The organism is Mycolicibacterium gilvum, assembly GCF_900454025.1.
GTDB classification, from domain to species: Bacteria; Actinomycetota; Actinomycetes; order Mycobacteriales; family Mycobacteriaceae; genus Mycobacterium; species Mycobacterium gilvum.
The window spans coordinates 73,640-98,922 of sequence record NZ_UGQM01000001.1; the positions used below are offsets into that span (position 1 = coordinate 73,640).

Here is a 25,283-nt window from a genome sequence, read left to right on the forward strand (position 1 = left end):
CTCTGTGTGTGTTGACTGACGAAGGGGACAGCAAATGCAACCGTTGAACCACAATCCCGCGGCCGCCGGAATCGGCGGCCAGGTCACCGCGAACGGTGCGCGCGGACTGGGCGTCGGGACTGCGGCGACCGCCGAAGTCAGCGCCCTCGCACCTGCCGGGGTCGACGAGATCTCAGCGGTCGCTGCGCTGAGCTTCGCCTCGGAGGGCATCCAGACACTGGGCATCAACGCGATGGCGCAGCAGGAGATCGCCCGCGCCGGGGCGACCGTCATCGAAGCGTCCGTCGCCTACGAGGCCACGGACGCCGCGAACGGCGCCAAGCTCATCTGATTCGCAGCGCAACGAGCTGACCGACCATGGCCAACATCGGTATCCCCGTCCCGCCGTCTTGGGTGGCGTTTCCGCCCGAGATCAATACCTCGCGCCTCCAGGCGGGGGCCGGCGCGGTACCGATGCTGCAGGCCGCGGCAGGGTGGGAGGCCTTCGCCATCTCGCTGGAGACCCAGGCCGACGAACTGGCCTCCAGCCTGGCGTCGCTGTCCCAGAACTGGCAGGGCATGGCCAGTGAGCGGGCCGTGACGGCGGCCATGCCGATGGTGCTGTGGCTGCGGATGCTGTCGCTGCAGGCGCAGAAGCGCGCCCTGCAGGCCTCGGCGCAGGCCAGTTCGTGGACCGTCGCGGCGACGGGCACGCCGCAGTTGCCCGAGATCGAACTGAACCACGTCACGAACGCGACGCTGCATGCCACCAATTTCCTCGGTGTGAACGGGATTCCGATCGCGCTCAACGAGGCCGACTACATCCGGATGTGGAATCAGGCGGCGGCGGTGATGACCGCGTATGAAACCGAGACGGTTCTGAACACCACGTTCGAGCCGGTGGCGCCGCCGAAGCCGATCGCGGTACCGCCGGGTTCCGAGGCGGCTTTCGCCGGTGCGATGTCCGGTGCCGTGCCCGGCACGGGTGAGGCCGTCATGCGCAACGCGATCATCTCGAAGGTCAGTTCCACCGCGAAGCTCGACACCGCGAACCAGATCGCCGGCCGTGCCGAGGGCACTCTGCGCGGGGTCGTCGACCGGGCCGGTTCGCACGCGGAGAAGAGCCAGGGACTGGAGCAAGCGCCCCAGCAGGGGATGCAGATGGGCATGCAGATGGCATCCCAGTTGGGTTCGACGCTGGGCCAGATGCCGCAGCAGATGATGCAGGGCGTCACCCAGCCGTTCCAGCAGCTGACCCAGCCGCTGCAGCAGATGTCGTCACTGTTCGGCGGAATGATGAACGGCGACAAAGGAGCTCAGATCGGGATGGTGGGGGCGACGCCGTTCTCGAACCATCCCGCGATCGGGGGGACAGGGCCGGCGACCGGGTCGGGCTTGGTCCGGGCGGCGTCGCTGCCCGGTGCAGGAGGCTCCGCGCCTCAGACACCGCTGATGTCCAACCTCGTCGGATCCGGCCTGCAGCCCACCAGCCCGGTCGCGGTGGGCGCGGGGGCCGGTCCGGGCGCCGGAGTCGGACTGGCTCCCGTCGGCACCGGTGGCGGCATGGGCGCGGGCGGACCCATGGGCATGTTCGGCCAACGCGGAAAGAGCGGCGGCAACAAGCCGGGGCTGAACGCACCGGTGCCGTTGGATCACGATCTCGGCGAAGACGAGGACGACGAATGGTGATCGTCCACAACAGACTTGCCGGCCACCTGGGTCGGGAGGGCTCGCTCTCCATGGGCGAGAACACAGGTAACCGCAGCACACGTTCAACAGAAAGGTCAGGATCATGACATCACCGGGTATGGAGGCGGATACCCCGCAGTTGGTGATCGAGGCAGGGAACTTCGACCGGATCTCCGGCGACCTGACCGCGATTCTCGGCTCGGTGCAGGGCACGGCGGAGGTTCTCAAGGTTGACCTCGCGGGCGGATCGTCGGGTCCCGCGGTGCAGGCCGCGCTGACACGATTCTCTGAGGCCGCACACCAGCAGATCCAGCTGCTCAACGAGATCTCGGAGAACATCCACACCAGCGGCATCGAGTACGACACGGCTGATCAGCACAACGCCGACGCCCTCGCCGCCGAAATCGCACGCAACCTCTGACCCACCACCACACCCAGAAACGGAGAAACAGACATGGCACTCGCTTACAACTTCGCCGGCATCGACAACAACGCCGGGGAGATCATGGGTGCGGTCGGTCGCACCGAAGGCCTGCTGCAAGAGGGCCAGGGATCCCTCGCCCGCCTGTCGGCGGTGTGGGGCGGAACCGCTTCGGACGCCTACGTCGCGGTCCAGAACCGTTGGGACAGCAGCTCGAACGAGCTGAACATGGCGCTCAAAAGCCTGGCGAACGCGATCGCCCAAGCCGGCCACGACATGGGCGCCACCGAAATGCGCAACCAGGGAAAGTTCGCCTGACCCGTCGAGCACGCCGTGGGCGATCGATCACCGACGCATCGCCCACGGCGCGCCTCGTTCCGCTGCACAACGAAAACCCTTGAGAGGTGACCATGTCGGCCGACTATGACCGGCTCTTCCACTCCCCGGACGCTGTCCGAACGGCCGACGAGGACTCGGAGCGCGACATCCCGCCGTCCGTCCGTGACAACGCGCCGCCTCTGGGGAGCCCGCCGGCGAGCGAGGCGACACCTCCGCCGATCCCGGTGGCACCGCCACGGACCCAGGCCGCGCAGCAGGTCCCGCCGCCGTCATGGCAGGCCGAAACCCCCGGCCACGCGGGCAATCAGCATCACGCGGTGCACCATCCGGCCCCGCAGCGCGTCCCGAACAACGGCATGATGCGTGCGCCGCAGGCGTCGCCGCAGGGGGCCCGCCACGAGCAGCGTGCGGCACCCCCGCCCCCCGCGCGCCCCATTCCGGCACCGCCGCCCTCGCACTCCTACGCCGAGAGCAGCGACCAGCGGGCGGCTGCCCAGCCACCGCAGCCCTCGGCCGCCTCCATGGGCAATCACCGTGCCATCGACGCCCTGTCGCATGTCGGGGTGCGCTCGGCGGTGAAGATGCCGTCACAACGCGGATGGCGGCACTGGCTGTACGTGACGACACGCATCAACCTGGGCCTCTCGCCCGATGAGGTGTACGAACTCGACCTGTTCACCCGGATCCGGCGAAATGCGCGCGACTCCTACCAGATCGGCGTGTTCGGGCTCAAAGGCGGTGTCGGCAAGACGGCCGTGACGGTCGCTCTGGGATCGGCGTTGTCGAACATCCGTGGCGACCGCATCCTGGCCATCGACGCCGACCCCGACGGCGGAAATCTCGCGGACCGGGCCGGGCGGCAGTCGGCGGCGACCATCGCCGACCTCCTCTCCGATCAAGAGCTGAGCCGCTACAACGACATTCGCGCCTACACGAGCATGAACTCGTCGAATCTCGAAGTGCTGTCCTCCGAGGAGTACAGCGCGGCGAGGCGGGAGTTCAACGACGACGACTGGCGCGCCGCCACCGACATCGTCTCGCGCTACTACAATCTGGTGCTGGCCGACTGCGGCGCAGGGCTTTTCCAGCCGGGCGCTCGGGGGGTGCTTTCCACGGTATCGGGGCTGGTAATCGTCGCCAGCGCGTCGATCGACGGTGCCCGGCAGGCCGCCATCACCATGGACTGGTTGCGCCAGAACGGCTATCAGGATCTGCTCGGACGGTCGTGCGTGGTCATCAACCACGTGACCCCGGGTAAACCGAACATCGACGTCGAGGATCTCGTGCAGCAATTCGAGCGGCACGTTCCTGCAGGACGAGTCATCGTCCTGCCGTGGGACAAACACATCGCGGCGGGCACCGAAATCCAGCTCGGGCTGCTGGGCAAGGCGTTCCGCCGCCGGGTGGTGGAACTGGCCGCCGCGCTCTCCGACGATTTCGACAGGCTCGAACGGCGTTGACCGCGACCGCATCGCCGTCCTCACCGGCGGCCGTCACGCCCGGTCGGCCCACGACCACCCGAGTGACGATTCTGACCGGGCGTCGCATGACGGACCTGGTGCTCCCGTCGGCCGCGCCGATCGAGACCTACGTCGACGAGACGGTCGCCGTGCTGGGCGACATCCTGTCGGACACGCCACCGGATGTTTTGGCGGGCTTCGACTTCACAGCTCAGGGCGTGTGGTCGTTCGCACGGCCGGGAGCGCCACCGATCAAGCTGACCGACTCACTCGACGACGCCGGTGTGGTCGACGGGTCACTGCTCACCGTCGTATCGGTCAGTCGGACCGAACGCTATCGGCCTTTGGTCGAGGACGTGATCGACGCGATCGCCGTCCTCGATGAGACCCCGGAGTTCGACCGTCGGGCGCTGTATCGCTTCGTCGGGGTTGTTCTCCCACTGGTCGCGCTGTTGACCACTGTCATGGCGGTTTTGTCATGGTCGTCGACCGGTCGCGACTGGTGGTGGGCGGCGGCGCTCGGCGTCCTCGGGGCCGGGTTACTGGGGGGCAGCGCTCTGTCGCAGAGGCGGTACGGCAATCTCGACATGGCCGAGAGCCTGCTGGTGTCAGCGCTGGTGACGATGACAGGTGCGGTGGTGCTCGCCGTTCCACTGCCTGATGGCGTGGAATCCCTTGGGGCGCCCCAGGTTGCCGGAGCCGGTGCACTGATCCTGCTGATGGTGCTGGCCACCCGCGGAGGGCCGCACCGACGGGCGGAGGTGGCCGCGTTCCTCGCGGTGGTCGCACTCGCGCTGACGTTCGCCGCTGTCGCGTACGGGTACGGGTGGAACGCGTGGGTGCCGGCGGGGGCCATCGCGTTCGGGCTGATCGTCGTCACCAACGCGGCGAAGATGACCGTGGCGGTGGCACGCATCGCGCTGCCGCCGATCCCGGCGCCGGGTGAGTCGGTGACCAACGATGAGCTTCTCGATCCGGTCGCGACCACGGATGCGTCAGAGGAGTCCGAGACCTGGCAGGCGATCATCGCGTCGGTACCCGACTCCGCGGCGCGACTGACCGAGCGCAGTCGGCTTGCGAAGAGGCTGCTGATCGGCTTCCTGACCGCCGGTGCACTGATCCTCGTGCTCGGCTCGGTGTTCGTTGTGGTGCAGGGGCATTTCTTCGTGCACAGCATGATCGTCGCCGGGCTGGTGACCATGCTGGCGGGGTTCCGCTCGCGGTTGTACGTGGAGCGGTGGTGTGCCTGGGCGCTGATGGCGGCGGCGGTGGCGATTCCGTCGGGGATCGCGGTCCGCATGAGTCTGTGGTATCCAGACCGCGCGTGGTGGGTGCTCGGGATCTACACCGTCGCGGCGGCGGTCGCCCTGATCGTCGTGGGCGCCACCGACGGCGTGCGGCGGATATCACCGGTCACCAAGCGGATCCTCGAATTACTGGACGGCGCAACAATCGCCGCAGTGATCCCGCTGCTGCTGTGGATCTCCGGCGTGTACGACGTCCTGCGAAACCTGCGGTTCTAGGAGAGATATGGTCTCGGGCGGTCTACCTCCACTGTCGGTCGACCCGGCGCAACTGAGCGCGGCCGGCGGTGCCTTGAAGTCGTCGGCGCTGGATCTTCCCGAGGCGCCGGCACCTTTCATGCCTGTCGGCACGGATCCGTTGTCGGTCGCGATCATCGGGCAGATCCCTGCGATCGAGACGCCGATCGCGACGCAGCTGCCACTGATCAAGGCTGAGGCGACGACGACGGCCTCGAACGTGGAGGACGCTGCGCAGGCCTACGCGGCCACTGACGAACAGAACAGCGCGGCGATCGACCAGGTCATGCAGAAGACTCCGTCGCAAATGCCCTCTGGCGGCGGTGGATCCGCCCCGGGTGGCGGGGCTGATGCGGCGGGCCAGATGAGTCAGATGATGGGCATGCCCATGCAGATGGCGCAGATGCCGATGCAGATGATGAGCGGGATCGCCTCGGCACCACAAGGTCTCATGCAGGGAGCCCAGCAGGCGGGTCAACAGGTCCAGCAGATGGCGGGTCAGTTCGGACAGGGAGCCACCGGCGGCAGCGCGAGCTCTGGCGCCCAGGTGCCGGCGCCTGATGCACCTGCACCCGAGCCCGCCTCCGAGGGCGCCGCAGCGGGCGAGCCCGATTCCGAACGCGCGCCGACGCCGGACGAGAGGTCCGATCGGGAGGACACCGGGGCGCCGGGGCGACACCGGGCTGCTGAGGCGGACGACAGGATTGATCTGTGACCCGGCCACTCGACGTCGACACCGATCACCTGCGGGCCACCGCGGCGTCTTTCGTCGCTGCCGCCGAGCAGATCGCAGAGCTGGATGCCGATGCGCCGCTGGCCGATGCGGCGGCAGCGGTACCGGCGTTGAGGACGGCGGCGGCCTGCGCTGCGGCGATCACCACGGTGCTCGACGACACGACGAGCATCGCCGACAGGGCGCGCACGTTCGGCGCCGACCTGCGGAGCGCCGCCGAGACCTACGAAGCCACGGATGATGCATCAGCTGCCCAGGTCGACGGGGTGGAGGCACCGGCTACCGCGCCCCGGTAGTCAGCTCTGAACCGCGTAGCAGGCCTGATTGGTCAACGCCTGCAGCCGCAGAGCAGTGTTGTCGAGGTGGATGTCGGGCAGGGCGAATGTCGGGATCGCCATCGCGAAAGCCCTGCGGTACTGCGCCGACAAGGCGGCGAAGTCGGCTGCGACCAGGTTGCCGCTCAGCAGGCCGAGCAGCTGGGTCCGGTCGGCGTTCTGTCGCATGACGCCGGCGGTGTCGTCGCCGAGCTTCCGCTGCTCGGGCGCCCAGTAACGTGCCGGGATGTTCGGATCCAATGTTTCGCGCCACGTTCGGGTTACGCCCGCGTAGTCAGCCACCATCGCATTCCATTCCGCGCAGAACGGCGACGGTGTGTCGACGTACCTGGCGGGTGCGTCGGGATTGGTCGGCGACACGTCGGGTACCGGCGGCGGACCCGGCAGCAGCACAGGGCTGCGTGCGGATGCGGAGCCGAAATCGATTGAGGCGCAGATGCCGTTGACTGCTTCGGCGGCGTTGACCGCGGCCCGCGCCAGATGATCGGCAGGTGGCCGGTACGTCTCGATGCTGTCGGCGTAGGTGCGCCAGTACGCGATCGCCTGCCCGTAAAGCTCCCGCATGACCCGGTGCGGTGTCGCCTTCGCGAGGTTGACTGTCCTGTCGGCTGCGGCCCGCATGGAATCGGCCACGGCGAGATGCTGCCTGCGCTGTTCGTCGGTCCACGCGCTGGCCGGCACGGCCGGGTCCCGGCGCAGCCAACCGTTGCCCATATCAGCGTTGAGGGCATTGTTGATCGGCTCCCAGTCCCGACAGGTCGGGTCGTCGGTGATGATGCTGACCGGGTCGTCGTCGGAGGCGGACGCGAAATCGGCGGTGAAGGCCGAAGGGCTCGGTGTCGGAGCAGGAGCCGGCGGGGGCTGCCCCTGCGGCTGGTCACTCCGGCTGAACCACAACGTCGTCAGCGTGATCAGCACCGCCAGGACCAGCGCACTCGAGCCGACGATGCGGTCTCTTCGGTCGTCGTGCCGAAGCCAGGGTCCAGTCGGTGGCAAGGTCATCGGTACCGACGGTACCTAGGCAGAGGCATCCGCGTTCACGGCGTCGTTCATGATGACCGCGAGATGCTGCCAGTACACCCAGTCGGCGATGGCCAGGCGCTGGTCGGCGGGTTCAGCCGCGGTGTGGGCACGGTACACCGCGAGCTCTTGGGCGTGGTTGGCGTAGGTGATGAAGGCCTGCAGGTGAGCTGCGGAGCGTTGGGGATTGGTGCTCATCAGAGGCTTGGCGACCTCGAACCAGAGCGTGGCGGTCTGGTCGGCGGGTGGTTCCAGGTCGGTCGGGGCCGGGGGCAGCAGGTCATTCAGGCCGAAATCTCCGACAGCACTGAGCTGTTGGGCGGCAGTGGGGGAGATCACCTCGAGGCGGGTGCGGCCGGACATGGTCCCGTCGTCGGGGATGTCTTCTGCGGTGAGGATGATCTTGGCGACGCCCGGGTCGAAGTTGGCGAACTGTTCCTCGGTCGCGACCACTGCACGCAACTGAAGCTCGTGGTGCTGTGCCCACCCTTGGACGGCGAGGATCGGGTAGGTGGCCCACTTGGCGCGTTCGTCGGCCGGGATGGTGTCGTCGGCGGACGCCATCCGGACATTCTCGGGTAGCCGGACACCGTCGGGGATGTAGCCGATGCCATAGCTGTTGGCGACGACGATGGTGCCGTCCGTTGTGACCGCGGTGACCCAGAAGAAGCCGAAGTCTTTGACCCCGACGTTGAGGGCAGCGCCGATATGGCGGGCCCGCTGGAGTGGGTCGCTGCCGTTGTTCTTGCGGCGTAAGGCGCCCGCGGTTGATGCGGCGAGAACGGCGTCGCGTTCGGCACGTGCTTGCGAGACGGGAATGGGCGCTGCGGCGGCGCCGCTGCTACTGGATGTGGCCGACATCGGTGCGACACCGGCGCCGAGACCGGCTGGGGCGGCGCCGGGAGCGCCTGTGGGTGGCGGCGCGGGCGGGGCTGGTGATGTAGGCGGCGCGAGTGGGACGGGGGGTGCGGCTGGGGGTGCGGCGCCGGCCGGTGCGCCCGCGACGGGTGCGGGGCCGCCGGAGGTTGATAGGCCACCGCCGGCGCCGGTGCCGGCGGTGGGTGCCGCGCCGGCCGGTGTGGTTGGGGCGGGCGCACTGGACGGGGGTGCGGCCGGCGATTGAGCGGGCGCCGAGGACGCCAGCGGCGCCGACTGATTGAACACCTGCTGGATCGGGGAGGGCTGAGCTTTGGCGGCGCCGGCGGGCGAGGCGTTCGAAGGCTGGGCGCCTGCTGCACCCGAGGTAGTGGGCGAGGCAGTCGACGGGGAACCACTCGCGGGAGACGTTGACGCGCTGGGGGATCCGGAACTCGCGCCGCCAGTGGAGGGGGGCCCTCCGGAGCTGCTCATGGGGCTGGAGGCGGATGGGGTGGAAGCAGACGCGGCCGACGGGGAGTTGGCGGCGCTCACGCCTCCACTGGAGGTGGTCGGCGAGGTCGCGGTGGCGGGGTGGGGGGGTGTGACGGCTGACCGCGGGCCGTGGGGATTCGCGTTCGCCGCCAGCTCGGGCGCCTCCTTCGGCCCGACTCTGTTGGATGCAAGTACCACTCTCGGCGATGTCAGTCGTACCGGACCGAAGTGATCAAGGGATGACTTTGGTACCGAGGCTGCAGACGTGTCGGGAGAGTGCGGTACGCGCACTGGCTGGGGGGGCGGCTGCCACGTAGTGAACGCGGGTACCTTTGCCATTGCTCCAAGAATTATTGCTGTGTTGACTACATTTTGTGAACGAACCCAATTTTGAATGAGCGCTTCCTTTTCGCCGGGCTCCAACTCGGGCGATTTGCGTATTACCGAGAAATAATCTTGTGCGGCCAGGAGATTGTCATTGACCGCGAGTTTCGCATCTACCACGACACGGGCGATCATGCTGTACCAAGCTATCGCCTTCTCGAGCTGCGCTATTAAGGAATGCATTTGCTGCAAGCGGTTTTCGACAGCAGACTTGGCCGCGTCCGCAGCTCCGCCTGTCCAGACTCCATCAACAAACATTTTCGATTGCTGTCCCTGCCAGACAGCCATCGAACTGACGACTTCAGTGACCGTCTTGTTTAGGGCGGTCGAACGCTCGTTGAGAACATCTTCGTCGATGTCTGGCCACCCAGCGGGCTCTGTCATCTGATCTATGTATTCGCCATCTGCCTTCGAAATGGCCATCGCTAGTCCATCACGATTCGACATGCTTCGCTTATGGCGCCTGCCGTTGAACCGGCCGCAACTTGAAGGTCGTTGTCAGAAGGCGAGTAGGTGACGAGAGCGCTTACGTAAGCACGCCGATACTGAGCGCTGAGTGCAGCTAAGTCAGCCCAAATTGGGTTGTTACTCCGTCGGCCTAGTTGCTGTGACTCAGTTGCGAAAGCCTCCATCACGGGGGCTACTGCCGCGTTGACGGCTCGTTGGTCAGCTGTGAGTTCAGACGCCGGGATATTCGGATCGATACCTCGCCAAGCGGCAGTGTCATTAGTGAATTTTTCTGTTGCATAGAGCCATTGCCCACAGGAGGAAGATGGTGACGTCATGAAGGGTTTCGCATTGTCGGGGTCAAGCTCCCTTTCGAGATCCCTCGGGGGAGCCGAGCCAGGAACGAGCGGAGCACGCGCGCCAGCAGCCCCGAAAGCTATTGAATCGCAAATGGCATTGAGTGTGCCCGAGAAGCTGATTGCAACCCGGACAAACCGGTCATCCTGCTCAGTGTAAGTGGACAATTTACCCACGTAGGCACGGCTGTATGCAACAAACTGCTCGTACAGGATTCGCATGACGCGATGAGGTGTTCTCTTTGCCAATTCAACGGTGCGATCCGCGATGCTCTGCATCGCTGCTCCCATCGCTTCGTACTGGCGAGATTGTTCAGGCGTCCAGCTTGCCGCAGGAGACGTGGGGTCCCGAGCGTCCCATCCGTTGCGGGATGCGTCGACGAATGCAGTCACTATTGTCGTCCAACTGGAGCACGTGGGATCCTCGGTGATGATCTCGACTGGGCCGTCGTCATCAGCGCTCGCGATCTCAGAGGTGTCGACCGCGGTCGTCGGCGATGGCTTTGTCGGATCGGGGCCTGCCTCCTCGGACTGACGTCCCGTGACGAACAGCGTCGCGGCCACGGTGAGGACGATGACCACCAGCACCGCGAGTCCACCCAGCACCCACACAGCTGCACCCCTGCCCCGAGGGCCATTGGGTTGCGCTGCGCCCCAGGGGGATCCGCCCGGATAACCCGGCGGGGGGCCAGACGGCGGTGGCGGCGGCCGATCTCCAGGAGGTGTGCTCACATGCACTCCCCACTGTGGCTTGTCATCCCATCCTCCATACTCGTCCCGCTACCCATCGTTCACGTCCGCGATGCCCGCGGTGATCTCCGCGACCACGGCATCGAGCCGCTCACGGTCGGCGTTGATCGCCTCGGTCGCTTCGGCATTCGCCTTCTGCAGCGCCTCGTTGACCCGATCCTCGACGGTCTCGGATCCCAACCGCAGCAGACCGTCCTGGATGTAGACGTCCTTGAGCCAATGATGGCCGTTGAGAGTCACTTCCACAGTGTCGGTCTCATCAGCCGCGGTGAAGGATCCCGTCGCCATCTTCTCGAGCTGCTCGTCCATCAACTCCTGCAACCGCCTCGCCTGCTTCAGAACCGCAGCCACCTCTGGATGCATGTCATCGCTCACGATGTTTCTCCCCTCTTGCCATCCTCAGGCGTGCCCCGCCGCCGCGGTCGAACACCGATCACCGGTTCTGTGTGCGGACGATCCTCCACATAGAGCGATTCATCCACCGACAGTTGCGGATTGCGCTTCTTTTCACCGGCCCCGCCGCCGTGCGCACCGTGCATCGGCGCCATACCACCGACGCCTCCGCCCATCGCGCCACCACCACCGCCCGATCCGGCGGATGCCATCGGGATGGGCGCTCCTGGTCTGGCCGGACTGGGCGCCACCGTCTCCGCTCCGACGGCCGGCTGCAACGGTCCGGCCGGTACTCCGCCGCCCCCACCGCCGCCACCGCTCGAACCACCGCCTGCCGCAGCAGGTTTCAAGCTTGGATCGGTCGGTAACCTCGGCTCGGTGCCTTTGCCGGTCGTCGGCATACCACCTCCGGGTGATCCACCTCCCGGTGATCCGCCTGGTGATCCTCCCGGGGCGCCGCCCTGCTGCCCACCGCCTTGCTGGCCACCTGCCGGCGAACTCTCTTGCTGGCCGCTCTGTTGTGTGGCCTGCGGAGGTTGTTCAGCAACAGGCGGGGAGACCGGTGCTTCCTGGGGCGTCTGCGGTTGCTGCGGTTCGCCACCGGACGGCGCGCCGCCGCCCTGCGCGTTCGGTTGCTCTCCAGCACCCCACGGGTCGCGGCGCTCCTCGTCCTCGGTCCGGGCGGGGACACCGCGATCTCGTGGATCACCGTTCGCCGTCACCGGGGAAGTCGGCGCCACCGAGTCCGGTCGCGGCTGCGGCGGCTGCACGGGCGTTGGACGGCCACCGTTGGCGTATATCTCGCGGACAGCTTCAGACTCCCGGTACAGCTGCTGCAGACGGTCCCGGGACGCTTGGCTCGCCGCCATCCCCTGCTTCACGAACTCTGATTGCAGCGCCTCGAACTCGATCCGGATGGGCGCGTTGGCAGCTTTGGCCTGGTCGTGAGCAGTCGCCAACTTCTCGGCTTCCGCAGCGAGTTGGTTCCACTTCCCCGCGAGTGCCTGGAGCCATCCGCCGAAGGACTTCAGCTTCGTATACGCGGCCTCGGCGGCGACACCTTCCCAGTTCTGCATTCGAACTTCGAAAGGTATGGCGGCTTCGGTGAGCCTGGCGGCGTTCGCGGTCCATTCCGTGGCCGCCGCGCGCAGGGACGCGCCCTGGTCGCCTTCGGCCAGCTTCTTGTCGGTCTGGATCGGGTCGAGCGAGCCGTCGTTGTCGGACACGTACCCGAACGGCTCCATAGGTTGTGGCACCGGCGGCGGGGGTGTCGCGTTCAGCCCGATCGGGATGGGCGCCGGAGCGGAGACGGACGCACCGCCGGGAATCGTCGCGTCGATGTTGCTACTCGATGCCTCGTCGACATCCTGGTACGCCTTCGCGACCAGTCTGAGTGTCTCGGCCAGCCGCCTGCTCTCGGCCTGTCCCCACTTCTGTTCGGCGCCGAGTGCCGTAGCGTTCTTGACCAGATTCTGCACGGAAGCCGTTGTCGAAGAGAGCTTGTCCGGGTCGGACAGAGGGACAGCGGCCGGATCGCTTCCCCACGGTATGCCCTCGACCGTGGCGGCCTTGGTGGTGAGGTCGTTGGGATCGACCTTGAGTTCGCCGTCGGCCACTACGCACCCTCCTGTTTGCGTCTCACGGCTCGAGCGCCATCTGGTAGCGACTTTCCTCGCGCGGGTTGATCAACCTGATCGGTAGTTCCTTGTGCCGCGGAGTGGCGATGAAGTTGTCCCGCAGCACAACCCGGCCCACCCCGGGCTGGGGACGCAGGTAGGTCGTCGCGTGCGGCCATGCGACCTTCGCCGTCGGCCCGATCTGTGCGTTGACGTAACCCGCGAACTCTCCGAACTGCGGTTGCAGCGTGACGTTCGCGCCGGCCGCCGCCGAACGCACGACGAACTGCGTGAACAGCCGCGCGTTCCCGAGGTTGATGCTGACGTCGGTGTCGTCGAACGGCATGTACACCGGATAGCGATCCGCGGTCTCGCCCACGAGGACGCCCGCCGACCCGATCGGGAGCTCGTAGTGGCGATCCGTCACCGGGCTCTCCCCGAGCAGTGCCGCCCGCTGGCCGCCGTACAGGCACGAGAAGCCGCGTGGTGTCGAGGGATTGGCCAGTGTGGTCAGCAGGACGGTCGCGGTCGGCGCCGCGCCGGGAACGATACGTACCCGCGTCAGCGTGTAGTCCGCGCGTGCGGACCACCACACGTCGGGTCCGCCGGGAGCGTGGTAGGCGGCGGTGAATGTGCTGCGGCCCTTGACCATCGACCAGGTTTCGCGTTCGAAGCTGATCTCCGTCGCGCCGTCGAAGTCGTCGAAACTGCGTGCCGGGCGTGCGTCGATGCCGTTGCTTGCCAGATGGTCGGCGATCCGGGTGGTCGACGAGACCACGTACTGGGCGAGGCCGGACACGCCGACGTCGCGGCGCAGAGCGGACTTCCGGGTCTTGTCCGGATCGGCCCGCAGCACGATCCAGGTGCGGCGCCTGGCGGGGGCGGGGTAGGGCCCGACGACCTGCTCGTAGAGTCCGACCAGAGCCGCCGGCGCGGTCCGGCCCACTCGGTAGCCCGCCGACACGATGTCGGCCTCGAGGTCGGGACAGTATGCGGCCAGGAGCTTCTCCAGCTGGCGGCTGTCGATGACGTCGTCGGTGAACGCTTCCCCGTTGACGATGACCGTCGGTGTGAACGGCCGGGGTATCAACTCGATGGCCGAGACGAGATAGCCGTGTTGCCAGCGCAGCGCGACGTGGTCGCCCGGAACCACGGTCGCCCCCACGGCGGGCTCCGACGGTGCGGGCGGTGGTTGGCGGTGCCGGCGCCGCCATGCGAACAGCGCGGCGATCCAGCCGGTGATGCGTCGCCCCCGAATCGTCACCAGCGCGCAGAGCGCGATCAGCACCGCCAGCGTGATGCCCAACCACAGCAGGTTCAGCTGCGCGAAGATCAGGATGCACGCAGGGACGAGCACCGCGGCCCACAACGCGTGACCGGTGGTGAACCGCACACCGAAGATCGACAGGAACCTGCTCATCGGCGCCTCAACGCCCGTCGCGCCATGGCACCGATACCCAGCAGTGCGGCCACCACGATCGCCACAACGACCACTCCGGTGATGGGGCTTCGGTCAGGTGGCGGGATGTGCACCGGCGGAGGTATCTCCTTGATCTGGTACGGAATGTCGGCCGGGCCCGCAGGGACGTCCCACGTCAGCGCCGCCACCGGGTCGATCACGCCGGCGCCGACTACGTTGTTGACCCCGCCACCCGGGTGACGAGCCGTCGCGGTGATCCGATTGATGATCTGGCCCGGCGTCAGCTCCGGGAATCGCTGCTTGATCAGCGCGGCCACCCCGGAGACGAACGCGGCGGAGAACGATGTGCCGCTGATCGGGATCGGTCCGTCCTCGCCCTGTAGCGCGTTGACCGGGTTGCCGTCGTATCCCAGCGCGACGAGATTCTCGCCGGGAGCGGCCGCGCCGACCCACGGGCCCTGCACCGAGAAACCGCTGGGCTGACCGTTGGGGGCGATGCTGCCCACGGTCAGGACCAGCGGCGAGTACCAGGCCGGGGACACGATGGTCTGCACCTGCTGCCACCCGCGCGGATCGGCCGGCACCGCAGGATCGGGCGGGGGATTCTGGGCGCAGTTCTCTCCGGTGTTACCTGCGGCCGCGACGATGACCGTGCCTTTGACGTTGACGGCGTAGTTGATCGCCGCTCCGACGACGGCCTCGTCGATGCGCCGGGTCACCTTGTAGCAGGCGGCCTCGCTGATGTTGATGACCTGCGCGCCGAGGTTGGCGGCATGCACGATCGCTCTGGCGAGACTGCGCAGCGACCCGGCAGTCTGCGTCGCGTTGGGATCGTTCGGATCGTTGCGGGCGCCGACCGGCGAGAAACTGTCCGAGGTCTGCCGTAACGACAGGATTCGGGCATCCGGGGCGACACCGACGAAGGCATCGGTGGGAGCGGGCCTGCCGGCGATGACCGCGGCGGTGAGGGTGCCGTGCGCGTCACAGTCCGACATCCCGTCACCGGCGGCGTCGACGAAGTCGCCTCCGGGTTCGGCCGGCACCCTGGGTGAACCGTTCACCCCGGTGTCGATGACCGCCACCGTGACGCCCGCGCCGGTCGCGAACTGCTGCGCGTCGGCCAGCCGTAGGTAATCGCTCGCCCATGGGCGGTCGGCGAAATTCGCGTTCGGGAAGACCGTCGGCGCCGCGCACACCCGCCGCTGTTCCATCGGTTGGTCGGGTCCGGTCTCGTCCGGAGGTATCGCTGCGGGGTCGATGACCGGCTGCTCGACTGCCCCGGCGGGCGGGGCGGTCAGCAGCACCAGCAACAGTGCGGCGATCAGCGCCCCGATACGCCGCACGCGTCGTCACCCCCGGAAAACAAGCACCCTGGGATATCGGGCCCAGTCGTGATCAGCAAACTCACCGGCGAAGCTGTACGAGCGCAGAGGCCCACGTCGAGCACGCGCGTTACAGACACATCGGCAATGTTAGAGGCGCTTGGGGAGGGGTCTTTCCGCTTTCTTTGGGGGCCGCACCGGGCGCCGGAGCCGGAATCTGGCGACGATTGGCCGACGCCGGGTGAGGCGTCGAAGTCTTTGCTTACGTGGCGCGCATGTGATTTGTCGACCGGACCGCACACTTCCAGTCGTAATCCCACTTCGTCTCAAATCTGGTGAACCAAGAGTGATCGAGTCTTATCGCGCTGGATCTATCTCGGTACGGAAGCAGGAACCCTTGATGGGTGCGGAGGCATCGCCGGATACGTTGCGGGTCAAGTCCAGGGACGTGGTGTACGACGTCGTCGTGTGATTCTTCGAGGTAGTTGGGTCAGGCGGTCAGTGCCGCTGGGGTGGCCTCCTGTTCTGTCGGTGTGTCGTTGACGGTGCGTGATTTGCTGAGGACGTCGAGGCCGAGGTAGCGCCGCGATTCTGCCCATTCGTCGTGTTGTTCGGCCAGGACGGCGCCGACGAGGCGGATCAGAGCGTTTCGGTCGGGGAAGATGCCGACGACGTCGGTGCGTCGGCGGATCTCCTTGTTGAGGCGTTCCTGGGGGTTGTTGCTCCAGATCTGGCGCCAGATCTGCTTGGGAAACGCAGTGAACGCCAGCAGGTCCGCCCGGGCTTCTTCCAGGTGGTCGGCGACCTTGGGGAGCTTGTCCGCGAGGGCCTCGATGATCCGATCATATTGCGCAGCAACCGATTCAGCGTCTGGTTGATCGAACACCGAATGCAACAATGTCCGGACCCACGGCCACGACGACTTGGGAGTGACGGCCATCAGGTTGGTCGTGTAATGCGTTCTGCACCGCTGCCAGGCCGCCCCGGGCAGCGTCGCCCCAATGGCCGCTACCAGCCCGGCATGGGCGTCGCTGGTGACCAATTTGACCCCGGACAGGCCGCGGGCGGTCAGCGACCGCCAGAACGTCAACCAGCCCGCTCCGTCCTCGGCGGTACTGACGTCAATACCCAGGATTTCGCGATGGCCCTCGGCGTTGACCCCGACCGCGATCAGGGCGTGCACGTTGACCACCCGCCCGCCCTCGCGGACCTTGAGCACCAGGGCGTCGGCGGCCACGAACGTGTACGGGCCGGCGTCCAAGGGCCGGGTGCGGAAGGCTTCGACGGCGGCGTCGAGTTCCTTAGCCATCACGCTGACCTGGGACTTCGACAGCGACGTGATCCCCAGGGTCTCCACCAGCTTGTCCATCCGCCGCGTCGAGACCCCCAGCAGGTAGCAGGTCGCGACTACCGTGGTCAGAGCCCGTTCGGCGCGTTTGCGGCGTTCCAGCAGCCAGTCCGGGAAGTAGGAGCCGTGGCGCAGCTTCGGGATCGCGAGATCCAATGAGCCTGCGCGGGTGTCGAATTGGCGGTGCCGGTAGCCGTTGCGGGAGTTGGTGCGCTCGGTGCTGCGTTCGCCGTATCCGGCGCCGCACAGGGCGTCGGCCTCAGCGCCCATCAGGGTGTGGATGAATGTGGCGAGCAGCTCGCGCAGCACGTCGGGATGGGCGGTGGTGAGTCGTTCGGCCAGCACGGTGGGCAGGTCGATATTGTGGGCAGTGGTCATCGCGTCGGTTCCTTTGCTCGAGAAACTTTGGTCGGTCTCTCGAAGAATCACGCGATGACCTTCAATCATTCGGCTACGACACGCCGGTACCGCTGATCAGGTCCGACTCGTACACCACCTTGGTGGACGCAACCACGTTGCGTTCGCGCGGACCATCCATGCGGCTGCTAAGTTCAGGTCGACCACTCGCGGGAGTGCTCACCTAGAGCGCTGAGAGGACGGCTATCGGGCCGTCGACCGTCTGAACCTGACCGGGTAATGCCGGCGTAGGGAGCTTCTGAGATGACTGCTGTGTCCGACACCGTTTCCGTCACCACCGGCCCTATCACGGGCAGTTCGAAGGTTTATCGCGAGTTGTCCGACGGCGGTCGAGTGCCGTTTCGGCGGGTGCACCTGACCACCGGTGATCACCTCGACCTGTACGACACATCGGGTCCGTACACCGACGATACCGCGGTGATCGACCTCGCCGCCGGCCTGCCTGAGCGGTCCGGTGTCGTGCGCGACAGCGGCACTCAGTTGATGCGCGCGCGCAAAGGCGAGATCACCGCCGAGATGGCCTTCATCGCAGAGCGCGAGGGGTTGCCCGTCGAGCTGGTCCGCGACGAGGTAGCCCGAGGCCGAGCTGTAATCCCGGCCAACCACAACCATCCCGAGAGCGAGCCGATGATCATCGGCAAGGCGTTCGCGGTGAAGGTCAACGCCAACATCGGCAACTCGGCGGTCACGTCCTCGGTGGCCGAGGAGGTCGACAAGATGGTGTGGGCCACCCGTTGGGGCGCCGATACGATCATGGACCTGTCCACCGGCGCCGACATCCACCTCACTCGCGAGTGGATCCTGCGTAACTCGCCGGTCCCAGTCGGCACCGTCCCGATCTACCAGGCGCTGGAAAAGGTCGACGGCGATCCCACCCAACTGACGTGGAAGGTGTACCGCGACACTGTGATCGAGCAGTGCGAGCAAGGCGTGGACTACATGACCGTCCACGCCGGGGTGCTGCTGCGCTACATCCCGCTCACCGTGAATCGGGTCACCGGCATTGTGTCGCGCGGCGGGTCGATCATGGCCGCCTGGATGCTCGCCCATCACACCGAGTCATTCCTCTACACCCACTTCGCCGAACTCTGCGAAATCCTGGCCCGCTACGACGTCACCTTCTCCCTCGGCGACGGACTGCGTCCGGGGTCGATTGCCGACGCCAACGACGAGGCTCAGTTCGCCGAACTGCGCACCCTCGGTGAGCTGACCAAAATCGCAAAAGCCCATGGCGTGCAGGTGATGATCGAGGGGCCCGGCCACGTCCCGATGCATAAGATCGTCGAGAACGTGCGCCTCGAGGAAGAGCTTTGCGAGGAAGCACCGTTCTACACTCTGGGGCCCCTGACCACCGACATCGCACCGGCATATGACCACATCACGTCCGCGATCGGCGCGGCGATCATCGCGCAGGCCGGCACTGCGATGCTCTGCTACGTCACGCCCAAGGAACACCTCGGTCTACCCGACCGCAGCGACGTCAAAACGGGCGTCATCACCTACAAGATCGCCGCGCATGCCGCCGATCTCGCCAAGGCCCACCCGCGCGCCCAGGAACGGGACGACGCACTGTCCACCGCACGCTTCGAGTTCCGCTGGAATGACCAGTTCGCGCTGTCCTTAGATCCCGATAGCGCCTGTGGGTTTCACGACGAGACGCTGCCCGCCGTACCGGCGAAGACTGCCCACTTCTGTTCCATGTGCGGCCCGAAGTTCTGCTCTATGCGCATCAGCCGCGACGTCCGCGACGCCTACGAAAAGGGGATGACGGACAAATCGCAAGAGTTTGCCAAGCACGGCAATCGCATCTACCTACCGTTGCATCCGTGACCACCACTTCGCCTAGCGCAAGCGGCACCTGTTCAAGTTTCACGTCCGGGCGACAGGCAGGACTAGCGCCCGGCCCAGAACCCGCGGTCAGTTTCGACTGTTTGCCCACCTACCTCGCGCCATTGCGTCGCGGCACACCATCAACGCGCACGCTCGCGAAACTGGGCGGTTACCGCGCCCGGGCGGCTCGCTGGCGACGATTCGCGGCCCCGGCGTCACGCCTGGGAGGTCAGGCGTCGAGGTCTTTTTCCACCAGGTCGGCGATGGTGTTGAGCGCCGACTCGTCGTCGGATTCGACGGTGACCTCGGCGCCCTTGCCCGCCCCGAGCGTCATGATCATCAGGGCCGATCCTGCGTCGACGGGCTCGCCGCCGTCCACCGAGAGCGTGACGGGAACGCCGGCTTCCACGGCGGCCTCGGAGATGATCGCGGCGGGACGGGCGTGCAGGCCGATCGCGGATCCGACGATGACGGTCTTGCTGGGCATGGGTTCTCCTTATTTCTGGTGAGGGATCTTCGGGACGGTCAGGCAGCGACGAGGTCGGCGTCGGTGCGGTCGGCGGGCTTGATGAACTGCTTGGCCGCGACGACGGTCAGCCCGGCGACGACGGTGCCGACGACGAGCGCGATGACGAACCAGAGCAGGTTGCCGATCGCGAAGAACACGAAGATGCCGCCGTGCGGGGCGCGCAGGGTAACTCCAAACGCCATGCACAGCGCGCCGGTGATGGCGCCGCCGAACATCATCGACGGGATGACGCGCAGCGGGTCGGCCGCGGCGAACGGGATCGCGCCCTCGGAGATGAACGAGGCGCCGAGAAGCCAGGCGGCACGACCATTCTCACGCTCGGGCTCGCTGAACAGTCCCGGGCGGATGGTGGTGGCCAGCGCCATCGCCAGCGGCGGCACCATGCCGGCGGCCATCACGGCCGCCATGATCTGGAAGGAGCCGGTGGTGGCGGCGGCCAGGCCGGCCGTCGCGAAGGCGTAGGCGGCCTTGTTGACCGGGCCACCGAGGTCGAAGCACATCATCAGGCCGAGGATCACGCCGAGCAGCACCGCCGAGGTGCCGGTGAGGCTGTTCAGCCAGTTGGTCAGGCCGGTGTTGATCAGGGCGAGCGGGCGGCCGATCAGGAAGAACATGATCAGACCCACTGCCAGCGACGCGATCAGCGGGATGATGACCACCGGCATCAGACCCCGCAACCATGCCGGCGTCTTGATATTGCTGATCCACAGGGCCGCGAAGCCGGCGATCACACCGCCGACGATGCCGCCGATGAAGCCGCCGCCGACGAACACCGCCAGTGCTCCCGCGGTGAAACCCGGTGCGAGGCCGGGACGGTCGGCGATCGCGAACGAGATGTAGCCCGCCAGCGCAGGAACCAGGAAGCTGAACGCCAGCCCGCCCAGGGTGAACAGGATCGCGCCGAGGTACTGGAGGAAACCGCCGTCGGGGAGGTTGGTCAGCGAGTTGTTCAGCGCGATGTCGTTGCCGCTGTCGGCGATCTCGTAGCCGCCGAACAGGAAGCCCAGCGCGATCAGCAGTCCGCCGGCGGCGACGAACGGGATCATGTAGCTCACGCCGGTCAGCAGGATCTGTCGGGTGCGGGTGCCCCACCCGACATTGCCCGACGGCGCGTCTGAGGCAGCCGCACCAGAGCCCTCCACCCGGGCGGCGTTCGGATTGTCCGCGGCGGCAACGGCTTCGGCGATCATCTTGGCGGGCTCGTTGATCGCGCGCTTCACCCCGGAGGCGACGACGGGCTTACCGGCGAAGCGGCCTTTGTCCTTCACTCCGACGTCGGTGGCGAAGATGACCGCGTCGGCCTTGGCGATCGTGTCGGACGGCACCGGGGTGCTTCCTGACGAGCCCTGGGTTTCGACGACCAGCGTCACCCCGGCCTCCATGGCGGCCTGGCTCAGGGAGTCGGCGGCCATGTAGGTGTGGGCGATGCCGGTGGGGCATGCGGTGATCGCGACGATCGTCTTTGCCGCGGGCGGCGCTGCTGCGGGGGCTGCGGTAGGTGCAGCCGCAGCCGGGGCGGCCGGCGCCGGGTTGACGACCCCTTCGACCAGGTCGACGACTTCGTCTGCCGAGGCGGCGTTGCGCAGCGACTCGACGAAGTCCTTGCGCACCAATGCCCGTGCCAGACTGGACAACAGCTTCATGTGCTCCTGGCCGCCGGAGTCCGGCGCGGCGATCAGGAACGCGAGATCGGCGGGGCCGTCCGGTGCGCCGAAGTCCACGGCGGGCTTCAGACGTGCGAAACCGATGGTCGGGGTGTCGACATACGGTGAGCGGCAGTGCGGGATCGCGATGCCGCCCGGCAGACCGGTGGCGGACTGCTCCTCGCGCGCCATCGCGGCGCCGACGAGTCCGGCAGCGTCGCCGGTGCGGCCCGCCGCGGCCAGGGCGTCGACGAGCCGGGCGATCACCGCCTGCTTGTCCCCGTCGACCGAGGCGTCGAGCAGGACCATGTCGCGGGTGATGATCGGTCCGGGGGTGGAGCTGGTCATGGCGATACCTTCGTTCAGAGTTGCTGCTGGGTCACGGGAACGGGCGAGATCGGCGTCACGCGAACACCGTCGACGTCGATCTCGGCGGGGGAGGGGAGTGTGGTCCCCGGCAGTGCTGCGGCGGCGCTGCCGTAGGCGACGGCCATCTGCAACCGCTGCGGTGCCGGCGCCCCGGCGACCTCGGCGCGCAGATACCCGGCCAGCGACGAATCGCCGGCGCCGACGGTGCTGCGGGGAACGATCGGCGGAGGTGTCGCCAGCCAGGCGCCGTCCTTGTCGACCAGCACGGCCCCCGCGGCGCCGAGGGTGGCCAGCACAGCGCCGATCCCGCGGTCGATCAGCTGGCGGGCCGCCGCGACGACCGGGGCCGGATCCCCCTCGGCCACTGCGGTTTCCAGCGCCGCGGCGTCCAGGCCGAGAACCCCGGCCAGTTCCTCGGCGTTGGGCTTGATGAGGTCGGGCGCGCCGCGGTCGAGGGAGTCGACGAGCGCCGTCAGCGGCGCATCGGAGGTGTCGACGGCGATCCGGCAGTTCTGCCCGGACAGTCGGGCGGTGATGTCGGCGTACCACGACGCCGGCATGCCCGGGGGCAGTGACCCCGACATGACCACCCAGTCTGCGCTCTCGGCGGCGCCGAGCACCGCTGCCGAGAAGGCTTGCAGCGCAGCGCCGTCGAGCGTTCCGCCCGGCTCGTTGATCTTCGTGGTGGTGCCGTCCGGTTCGGTGATGGTCAGGTTGGTGCGTGCGGGCTCGCCGGTGGTGACGATCCGGTAGGGCACCGCGGCGGCCTGCAACGCGGTGATCAGTGGATCGTTGGCGGCGGCCGGCAGCACCGCGACGGCGTCGACGCCGGCCATCGTCAGCACCTTCGCGACGTTGACGCCCTTGCCGCCGGCCTGGCTGGTCACCGAGGTGACCCGGTGCACCGCGCCGCGGCTCAACGCCGACGGCAGCGTGACGGTCCGGTCGATGCTCGGGTTGGGTGTCACGGTGACGATCACGATCGGCCCCCTGCGCAGATGACCTCGACACCGTGTTCGGCCAGCTCGGCGCTGTCGGCGGGCGAGATCTCGGGATCGGTGATGAGGGAGTCGACACTGGACAGCGGCGCGAAGCTGACGAAGTCCTCGCGGCCGATCTTGGAGGAATCCGCCGCGACCACAACGTAATTGGCGGCCTTGACCATCGCCCGCTTCACCGCGGCCTCCTCGCTGTCCGGGGTGGACAGGCCGTGGCGCGCGCTGATCGCGTTCGTGCCGATGAACGCGATGTCGACGCGCAGGGTGTCGAGCACGCGCAGCGCCTGCTCCCCGACGGCGGCCTGGGTGACTCCGCGGACACGTCCGCCGAGCAGCTGCAGTGAGATCGAGGGCGTGGTGGCCAGCCGGGCCGCGATCGGGACCGAGTTGGTGACCACGACGAGCTCGCGGTCGGCCGGGATCTGGCCGGCGATCCTCATGGTCGTCGTGCCCGCGTCGAGGAGCACGCTGGCGCCGCTGAGGGGGAAGAACTCCGCGGCCGCCGCCGCGATCGCGTCCTTGTGCTCGGCGCGGGTCACGTCGCGTTCGCCGACGCCCGGCTCGACGAGCTGCAGTGAACGTGCCGGGACGGCGCCGCCGTGCACCCGGCGCACGATCCCGGCCTTGTCGAGAACCGCGAGATCACGGCGCACGGTCTCGGTGGTGACGTCGTACGCGTGGGCCAGTTCGGTCACCGACGCGCGTCCCTTCGTCATCACCAGCGACGCGATGGCCTGCTGCCGTTCTTCCGGATACATGTGACTCCGAGCGGGTGGTTGGTGTTCGTGTGAGCGTGGAGAGTGTGGAGATGAAGCCAATTCAATGTTGATATGTTTGGTTTTACTCTTGAATGTGTTGACTTGTCAACGGTTTCTTGTAACCTGGTTCACATGACCGCGACAACGCCGCCTACGTCACTGGCAGCCGGCTCGGTGCTGCACGGGGTTCCGGTGGTGCCCGGAGTCCAGTACGCACCCGTGATCCGCCCCGGCAAGCTGCCGGAGACCGACCTCGATGCCGGCGGCGACGTCGCCGAGGCCGACCGCGACGCCGAGAAGGAACGCTTCACCGCCGCCGCGGCGACCGTGGCCGGCCGCCTGCGGGAGCGCGCGGCGCACGCGACCGGAGCGGCGTCGGAGGTCTTGGCCGCAACCGCGACGCTGGCCACCGACCGCGGCTGGCTCGGCGCCGCGGAGAAGCGCATCAGAGACGGGGCACCGGCGGTGCGCGCGGTCGACGGCGCCATCGACCAGTTCGTCGAGATGTTCACCAAGCTCGGCGGTCTGATGGCCGAGCGGGTCACCGACCTGCGCGACATCCGCGACCGCGTGATCGCCGAGCTCAACGGCCTCCCCGAACCGGGTGTTCCGCTGCCGGACGAGCCGTCGATCCTGTGCGCCGAGGACCTCGCGCCCGCGGACACCGCCGGTCTGGATCCGTCGCTGGTCGTCGCGCTGGCGACCACGCTCGGCGGCCCGACCAGCCACACCGCGATCATCGCCCGCCAGCTCGGGATCCCGTGCGTCGTCGCGGTGGCCGGTCTCGACGACGTGCCCGCGGGCACCCCGGTGCTCGTCGACGGGACGCGCGGCACCGTCACCCTCTCCCCCGACGAGGATTCCGCACGCGCGGCGGTCGCCGAGGCGCGCCGCGCCGCGGAGGCCGCGGCCGACTGGTCCGGGCCGGGGACGACCGCCGACGGCCACGCGGTGGCGGTACTGGCCAATGTGCAGGACGGCGCGGCGGCCCGCTCCGCCCGGCAGACTCCCGCCGAGGGCGTCGGACTGTTCCGGACCGAGCTGTGCTTCCTCAACTCCGACAGCGAGCCCACGGTCGACGAGCAGGCCGGCATCTACGCCGAGGTGCTCGAGGCGTTCGCCGGCAACAAGGTCGTCATCCGCACGCTGGACGCCGGCTCGGACAAACCGCTGAAGTTCGCCGGCCATCCCGACGAGGCCAACCCGGCTCTCGGCGTGCGCGGAATCCGCGTCTCGTTCAACAACCCCGGCCTCTTGGATCGGCAGCTCGAGGCCATCGCGGCCGCCGGGCAGCGAACCGGGAACCCGCCGTGGGTGATGGCCCCGATGATCGCGACCGCGGAGGAGGCGAAGACCTTCGCCGACAAGGCCCGCACGCACGGTCTGACGCCCGGGGTGATGATCGAGGTTCCCGCGGCGGCCCTGCTGGCCGACCGGATCCTGGAGCACGTCGATTTCCTGTCGATCGGCACCAACGACCTCGCGCAGTACACGATGGCCGCCGACCGGATGTCCGCAGAGCTCGCGACCCTGACCGACCCGTGGCAGCCGGCCGTGCTGGCCTTGGTCGCCGCCACGGTGAAAGCCGGTGCGGCAGTGGGCAAACCGGTGGGTGTGTGCGGGGAAGCGGCCGCCGACCCGCTGCTGGCCTGTGTGCTGACCGGCTTCGGGGTGACCTCCCTGTCGGCGGCGGCCGCCGCGGTGCAGGGTGTCGGCGCGCGACTGGCGGCGGTGACGGTGCAACAGTGCCGCGACGCCGCCGGGGCCGTGCTCGGCACCGCCAGCGCGGCTGAAGCGCGCGCGGCGGCACTCGACGTGCTGGGCTAAACCCGGGCT

General features: G+C 67.7%; 23 protein-coding genes and 1 riboswitch. Of the genes, 11 read left to right on the forward strand and 12 right to left on the reverse strand.

The window, feature by feature from the left end; translation table 11 throughout:
* Positions 1–34: 34 nt before the first annotated feature.
* The 8 genes from DYE23_RS00370 (at position 35) to DYE23_RS00405 (ending at position 6,458) form a co-directional block, all read left to right on the forward strand.
* Complete coding sequence (locus DYE23_RS00370) at positions 35–331, forward strand: PE family protein (protein ID WP_011891675.1); 297 nt, start codon at positions 35–37, stop codon at positions 329–331.
* Between the two features lie 26 nt (positions 332–357).
* On the forward strand, positions 358–1,668 hold the full coding sequence (locus DYE23_RS00375) for a PPE family protein (RefSeq protein WP_115326175.1): 1,311 nt from the start codon (positions 358–360) through the stop codon (positions 1,666–1,668).
* A gap of 103 nt (positions 1,669–1,771) precedes the next feature.
* Entirely contained in the window at positions 1,772–2,089 is a 318-nt protein-coding gene (locus DYE23_RS00380) for a WXG100 family type VII secretion target (protein ID WP_011891673.1), read from the forward strand.
* Between the two features lie 33 nt (positions 2,090–2,122).
* On the forward strand, positions 2,123–2,407 hold the full coding sequence (locus DYE23_RS00385; protein WP_011891672.1) for a WXG100 family type VII secretion target: 285 nt from the start codon (positions 2,123–2,125) through the stop codon (positions 2,405–2,407).
* A 92-nt stretch (positions 2,408–2,499) separates the two neighbouring features.
* On the forward strand, positions 2,500–3,888 hold the full coding sequence (locus DYE23_RS00390) for a MinD/ParA family ATP-binding protein (RefSeq protein WP_115328821.1): 1,389 nt from the start codon (positions 2,500–2,502) through the stop codon (positions 3,886–3,888).
* Positions 3,885–5,411 carry a type VII secretion integral membrane protein EccD gene (eccD, locus tag DYE23_RS00395; protein ID WP_115326176.1) on the forward strand — a complete coding sequence of 509 codons (1,527 nt, stop codon included), beginning with the start codon at positions 3,885–3,887 and terminating at the stop codon, positions 5,409–5,411. Before DYE23_RS00390 ends, eccD begins: the two co-directional genes overlap by 4 nt.
* A gap of 7 nt (positions 5,412–5,418) precedes the next feature.
* A complete protein-coding gene (locus DYE23_RS00400; RefSeq protein ID WP_115326177.1) occupies positions 5,419–6,144 on the forward strand; it encodes a hypothetical protein in 726 nt (241 codons plus the stop codon).
* Complete coding sequence (locus tag DYE23_RS00405) at positions 6,141–6,458, forward strand: type VII secretion target (RefSeq protein WP_115326178.1); 318 nt, start codon at positions 6,141–6,143, stop codon at positions 6,456–6,458. The genes DYE23_RS00400 and DYE23_RS00405 overlap by 4 nt, the downstream gene beginning before the upstream one ends.
* Here the strand turns inward: DYE23_RS00405 and DYE23_RS00410 are convergent, their stop codons facing one another.
* Positions 6,459–7,499: an ESX-1 system-associated protein gene (locus DYE23_RS00410; RefSeq protein ID WP_115326179.1), complete on the reverse strand. Its 1,041-nt coding sequence runs from the start codon at positions 7,497–7,499 to the stop codon at positions 6,459–6,461. It abuts the gene before it with no gap.
* A gap of 15 nt (positions 7,500–7,514) precedes the next feature.
* A complete protein-coding gene (locus DYE23_RS31170; protein ID WP_041787511.1) occupies positions 7,515–8,378 on the reverse strand; it encodes an EspK C-terminal domain-containing protein in 864 nt (287 codons plus the stop codon).
* Between the two features lie 487 nt (positions 8,379–8,865).
* Between DYE23_RS31170 and DYE23_RS31175 the strand changes: the two genes are divergently transcribed.
* Positions 8,866–9,099 (forward strand): hypothetical protein, encoded by a 234-nt coding sequence (locus tag DYE23_RS31175; RefSeq protein ID WP_235660289.1) that lies wholly within the window; start codon positions 8,866–8,868, stop codon positions 9,097–9,099.
* A 577-nt stretch (positions 9,100–9,676) separates the two neighbouring features.
* On the opposite strand, the gene DYE23_RS00420 is transcribed toward DYE23_RS31175, so the two are convergent.
* From DYE23_RS00420 to DYE23_RS00445, 6 genes are all read right to left on the reverse strand, one after another.
* On the reverse strand, positions 9,677–10,642 hold the full coding sequence (locus DYE23_RS00420) for an ESX-1 system-associated protein (protein WP_235660290.1): 966 nt from the start codon (positions 10,640–10,642) through the stop codon (positions 9,677–9,679).
* Between the two features lie 192 nt (positions 10,643–10,834).
* On the reverse strand, positions 10,835–11,179 hold the full coding sequence (locus DYE23_RS00425; protein WP_115326181.1) for a YbaB/EbfC family nucleoid-associated protein: 345 nt from the start codon (positions 11,177–11,179) through the stop codon (positions 10,835–10,837).
* The gene (locus DYE23_RS00430) at positions 11,176–12,813 is read right to left on the reverse strand and encodes a PPE domain-containing protein (protein ID WP_115326182.1); all 1,638 of its coding nucleotides are present in this window, start codon (positions 12,811–12,813) and stop codon (positions 11,176–11,178) included. The genes DYE23_RS00425 and DYE23_RS00430 overlap by 4 nt, the downstream gene beginning before the upstream one ends.
* Positions 12,814–12,835: 22 nt before the next feature.
* A complete protein-coding gene (gene eccE, locus DYE23_RS00435; RefSeq protein WP_011891662.1) occupies positions 12,836–14,233 on the reverse strand; it encodes a type VII secretion protein EccE in 1,398 nt (465 codons plus the stop codon).
* The gene (gene mycP, locus DYE23_RS00440; protein WP_115326183.1) at positions 14,230–15,576 is read right to left on the reverse strand and encodes a type VII secretion-associated serine protease mycosin; all 1,347 of its coding nucleotides are present in this window, start codon (positions 15,574–15,576) and stop codon (positions 14,230–14,232) included. The genes eccE and mycP overlap by 4 nt, the downstream gene beginning before the upstream one ends.
* A gap of 469 nt (positions 15,577–16,045) precedes the next feature.
* A complete protein-coding gene (locus tag DYE23_RS00445; RefSeq protein ID WP_070356446.1) occupies positions 16,046–17,281 on the reverse strand; it encodes an IS256 family transposase in 1,236 nt (411 codons plus the stop codon).
* Positions 17,282–17,459: 178 nt separating this feature from the next.
* A riboswitch (TPP riboswitch) is annotated at positions 17,460–17,571 on the forward strand.
* Between DYE23_RS00445 and thiC the strand changes: the two genes are divergently transcribed.
* Entirely contained in the window at positions 17,564–19,150 is a 1,587-nt protein-coding gene (gene thiC, locus DYE23_RS00450) for a phosphomethylpyrimidine synthase ThiC (RefSeq protein WP_011891660.1), read from the forward strand. (Overlaps the previous riboswitch by 8 nt.)
* Positions 19,151–19,379: 229 nt before the next feature.
* On the opposite strand, the gene DYE23_RS00455 is transcribed toward thiC, so the two are convergent.
* The 4 genes from DYE23_RS00455 to DYE23_RS00470 are packed head-to-tail and all read right to left on the reverse strand — an operon-like array spanning position 19,380 to position 23,447.
* Positions 19,380–19,637, reverse strand: coding sequence for an HPr family phosphocarrier protein (locus tag DYE23_RS00455; protein ID WP_013470312.1), 258 nt, complete (start codon positions 19,635–19,637; stop codon positions 19,380–19,382).
* Positions 19,638–19,675: 38 nt separating this feature from the next.
* Positions 19,676–21,670, reverse strand: a complete 1,995-nt coding sequence (locus DYE23_RS00460; RefSeq protein WP_115326184.1) for a PTS fructose transporter subunit IIABC — start codon at positions 21,668–21,670, stop codon at positions 19,676–19,678.
* Between the two features lie 14 nt (positions 21,671–21,684).
* Positions 21,685–22,671, reverse strand: coding sequence for a 1-phosphofructokinase (pfkB, locus tag DYE23_RS00465; RefSeq protein WP_115326185.1), 987 nt, complete (start codon positions 22,669–22,671; stop codon positions 21,685–21,687).
* Positions 22,668–23,447: a DeoR/GlpR family DNA-binding transcription regulator gene (locus DYE23_RS00470; RefSeq protein ID WP_115326186.1), complete on the reverse strand. Its 780-nt coding sequence runs from the start codon at positions 23,445–23,447 to the stop codon at positions 22,668–22,670. Before DYE23_RS00470 ends, pfkB begins: the two co-directional genes overlap by 4 nt.
* Positions 23,448–23,519: 72 nt before the next feature.
* On the opposite strand from DYE23_RS00470, the gene ptsP reads away from it, so the two are divergent.
* Positions 23,520–25,274 (forward strand): phosphoenolpyruvate--protein phosphotransferase, encoded by a 1,755-nt coding sequence (gene ptsP / locus DYE23_RS00475; protein WP_115326187.1) that lies wholly within the window; start codon positions 23,520–23,522, stop codon positions 25,272–25,274.
* Positions 25,275–25,283 lie beyond the last annotated feature (9 nt).